The sequence below is a fragment of the Flavobacterium sp. 3HN19-14 genome (genome assembly GCF_051373205.1).
GTDB lineage: Bacteria > Bacteroidota > Bacteroidia > Flavobacteriales > Flavobacteriaceae > Flavobacterium.
This window is the reverse complement of sequence record NZ_JBPPZT010000002.1, coordinates 1-3,518: the sequence shown is the minus strand read 5'-3', so window position 1 is coordinate 3,518 and position 3,518 is coordinate 1. Positions and strand designations below refer to the sequence as shown.

Genomic DNA, 3,518 nt, shown 5'->3' with positions numbered 1-3,518 from the left:
TTTTTTTTGGAATTTTTTTTTTGGAATTTTTTTTTTGCGCTAACAACCTCCTGCCGTTTTGCCCGTGCATATCGGTCACGAACAAATCTGATTACTAAACACAGTAGCCTGGATTTGTTCTATCAGTAATCGACCTTATTCCTAATTAAATAGAGCAAATCCCCTTATTGGGGGTAAGACATGAAGATGCCAGAAAAACATGACCTGTTGGCCGCCATTCTCGCGGCAAAGGAACAAGGCATCGGGGCAATCCTTGCGTTTGCAATGGCGTACCTTCGCGGCAGATATAATGGCGGTGCGTTTACAAAAACAGTAATCGACGCAACGATGTGCGCCATTATCGCCTAGTTCATTCGTGACCTTCTCGACTTCGCCGGACTAAGTAGCAATCTCGCTTATATAACGAGCGTGTTTATCGGCTACATCGGTACTGACTCGATTGGTTCGCTTATCAAACGCTTCGCTGCTAAAAAAGCCGGAGTAGAAGATGGTAGAAATCAATAATCAACGTAAGGCGTTCCTCGATATGCTGGCGTGGTCGGAGGGAACTGATAACGGACGTCAGAAAACCAGAAATCATGGTTATGACGTCATTGTAGGCGGAGAGCTATTTACTGATTACTCCGATCACCCTCGCAAACTTGTCACGCTAAACCCAAAACTCAAATCAACAGGCGCCGGACGCTACCAGCTTCTTTCCCGTTGGTGGGATGCCTACCGCAAGCAGCTTGGCCTGAAAGACTTCTCTCCGAAAAGTCAGGACGCTGTGGCATTGCAGCAGATTAAGGAGCGTGGCGCTTTACCTATGATTGATCGTGGTGATATCCGTCAGGCAATCGACCGTTGCAGCAATATCTGGGCTTCACTGCCGGGCGCTGGTTATGGTCAGTTCGAGCATAAGGCTGACAGCCTGATTGCAAAATTCAAAGAAGCGGGCGGAACGGTCAGAGAGATTGATGTATGAGCAGAGTCACCGCGATTATCTCCGCTCTGGTTATCTGCATCATCGTCTGCCTGTCATGGGCTGTTAATCATTACCGTGATAACGCCATTACCTACAAAGCCCAGCGCGACAAAAATGCCAGAGAACTGAAGCTGGCGAACGCGGCAATTACTGACATGCAGATGCGTCAGCGTGATGTTGCTGCGCTCGATGCAAAATACACGAAGGAGTTAGCTGATGCTAAAGCTGAAAATGATGCTCTGCGTGATGATGTTGCCGCTGGTCGTCGTCGGTTGCACATCAAAGCAGTCTGTCAGTCAGTGCGTGAAGCCACCACCGCCTCCGGCGTGGATAATGCAGCCTCCCCCGACTGGCAGACACCGCTGAACGGGATTATTTCACCCTCAGAGAGAGGCTGATCACTATGCAAAAACAACTGGAAGGAACCCAGAAGTATATTAATGAGCAGTGCAGATGAGTTGCCCATATCGATGGGCAACTCATGCAATTATTGTGAGCAATACACACGCGCTTCCAGCGGAGTATAAATGCCTAAAGTAATAAAACCGAGCAATCCATTTACGAATGTTTGCTGGGTTTCTGTTTTAACAACATTTTCTGCGCCGCCACAAATTTTGGCTGCATCGACAGTTTTCTTCTGCCCAATTCCAGAAACGAAGAAATGATGGGTGATGGTTTCCTTTGGTGCTACTGCTGCCGGTTTGTTTTGAACAGTAAACGTCTGTTGAGCACATCCTGTAATAAGCAGGGCCAGCGCAGTAGCGAGTAGCATTTTTTTCATGGTGTTATTCCCGATGCTTTTTGAAGTTCGCAGAATCGTATGTGTAGAAAATTAAACAAACCCTAAACAATGAGTTGAAATTTCATATTGTTAATATTTATTAATGTATGTCAGGTGCGATGAATCGTCATTGTATTCCCGGATTAACTATGTCCACAGCCCTGACGGGGAACTTCTCTGCGGGAGTGTCCGGGAATAATTAAAACGATGCACACAGGGTTTAGCGCGTACACGTATTGCATTATGCCAACGCCCCGGTGCTGACACGGAAGAAACCGGACGTTATGATTTAGCGTGGAAAGATTTGTGTAGTGTTCTGAATGCTCTCAGTAAATAGTAATGAATTATCAAAGGTATAGTAATATCTTTTATGTTCATGGATATTTGTAACCCATCGGAAAACTCCTGCTTTAGCAAGATTTTCCCTGTATTGCTGAAATGTGATTTCTCTTGATTTCAACCTATCATAGGACGTTTCTATAAGATGCGTGTTTCTTGAGAATTTAACATTTACAACCTTTTTAAGTCCTTTTATTAACACGGTGTTATCGTTTTCTAACACGATGTGAATATTATCTGTGGCTAGATAGTAAATATAATGTGAGACGTTGTGACGTTTTAGTTCAGAATAAAACAATTCACAGTCTAAATCTTTTCGCACTTGATCGAATATTTCTTTAAAAATGGCAACCTGAGCCATTGGTAAAACCTTCCATGTGATACGAGGGCGCGTAGTTTGCATTATCGTTTTTATCGTTTCAATCTGGTCTGACCTCCTTGTGTTTTGTTGATGATTTATGTCAAATATTAGGAATGTTTTCACTTAATAGTATTGGTTGCGTAACAAAGTGCGGTCCTGCTGGCATTCTGGAGGGAAATACAACCGACAGATGTATGTAAGGCCAACGTGCTCAAATCTTCATACAGAAAGATTTGAAGTAATATTTTAACCGCTAGATGAAGAGCAAGCGCATGGAGCGACAAAATGAATAAAGAACAATCTGCTGATGATCCCTCCGTGGATCTGATTCGTGTAAAAAATATGCTTAATAGCACCATTTCTATGAGTTACCCTGATGTTGTAATTGCATGTATAGAACATAAGGTGTCTCTGGAAGCATTCAGAGCAATTGAGGCAGCGTTGGTGAAGCACGATAATAATATGAAGGATTATTCCCTGGTGGTTGACTGATCACCATAACTGCTAATCATTCAAACTATTTAGTCTGTGACAGAGCCAACACGCAGTCTGTCACTGTCAGGAAAGTGGTAAAACTGCAACTCAATTACTGCAATGCCCTCGTAATTAAGTGAATTTACAATATCGTCCTGTTCGGAGGGAAGAACGCGGGATGTTCATTCTTCATCACTTTTAATTGATGTATATGCTCTCTTTTCTGACGTTAGTCTCCGACGGCAGGCTTCAATGACCCAGGCTGAGAAATTCCCGGACCCTTTTGCTCAAGAGCGATGTTAATTTGTTCAATCATTTGGTTAGGAAAGCGGATGTTGCGGGTTGTTGTTCTGCGGGTTCTGTTCTTCGTTGACATGAGGTTGCCCCGTATTCAGTGTCGCTGATTTGTATTGTCTGAAGTTGTTTTTACGTTAAGTTGATGCAGATCAATTAATACGATACCTGCGTCATAATTGATTATTTGACGTGGTTTGATGGCCTCCACGCACGTTGTGATATGTAGATGATAATCATTATCACTTTACGGGTCCTTTCCGGTGAAAAAAAAGGTACCAAAAAAAACATCGTCGTGAGTAGTG

The 3,518-nt window shown here is 43.4% G+C and carries 4 protein-coding genes and 2 pseudogenes; 4 read left to right on the top strand and 2 right to left on the bottom strand.

All coding sequences use genetic code 11. From position 1 onward, the window contains the following. Window positions 1-180 precede the first annotated feature (180 nt). From ACSLFW_RS20885 to rzpD, 3 genes and pseudogenes are all read left to right on the top strand, one after another. Window positions 181-504, top strand: a pseudogene (locus ACSLFW_RS20885) (phage holin, lambda family). After that, window positions 488-964: a glycoside hydrolase family 24 protein gene (locus ACSLFW_RS20880; protein ID WP_000229403.1), complete on the top strand. Its 477-nt coding sequence runs from the start codon at window positions 488-490 to the stop codon at window positions 962-964. Before ACSLFW_RS20885 ends, ACSLFW_RS20880 begins: the two are co-directional and overlap by 17 nt. Further along, a pseudogene (gene rzpD / locus ACSLFW_RS20875) lies at window positions 961-1,421 on the top strand (prophage endopeptidase RzpD). Before ACSLFW_RS20880 ends, rzpD begins: the two are co-directional and overlap by 4 nt. Before the next feature lie 30 nt (window positions 1,422-1,451). Here rzpD and bor read toward each other — a convergent pair. Both bor and ACSLFW_RS20865 read right to left on the bottom strand, forming a co-directional pair. Next, the gene (gene bor / locus ACSLFW_RS20870) at window positions 1,452-1,745 is read right to left on the bottom strand and encodes a serum resistance lipoprotein Bor (RefSeq protein WP_000738492.1); all 294 of its coding nucleotides are present in this window, start codon (window positions 1,743-1,745) and stop codon (window positions 1,452-1,454) included. 289 nt (window positions 1,746-2,034) lie between these two features. Next, window positions 2,035-2,445, bottom strand: a complete 411-nt coding sequence (locus ACSLFW_RS20865; RefSeq protein ID WP_012775990.1) for a DUF1398 domain-containing protein — start codon at window positions 2,443-2,445, stop codon at window positions 2,035-2,037. Between the two features lie 285 nt (window positions 2,446-2,730). Between ACSLFW_RS20865 and ybcW the strand changes: the two genes are divergently transcribed. Next, on the top strand, window positions 2,731-2,937 hold the full coding sequence (gene ybcW / locus ACSLFW_RS20860) for a protein YbcW (RefSeq protein WP_001031427.1): 207 nt from the start codon (window positions 2,731-2,733) through the stop codon (window positions 2,935-2,937). The last annotated feature ends 581 nt before the right edge of the window (window positions 2,938-3,518 follow it).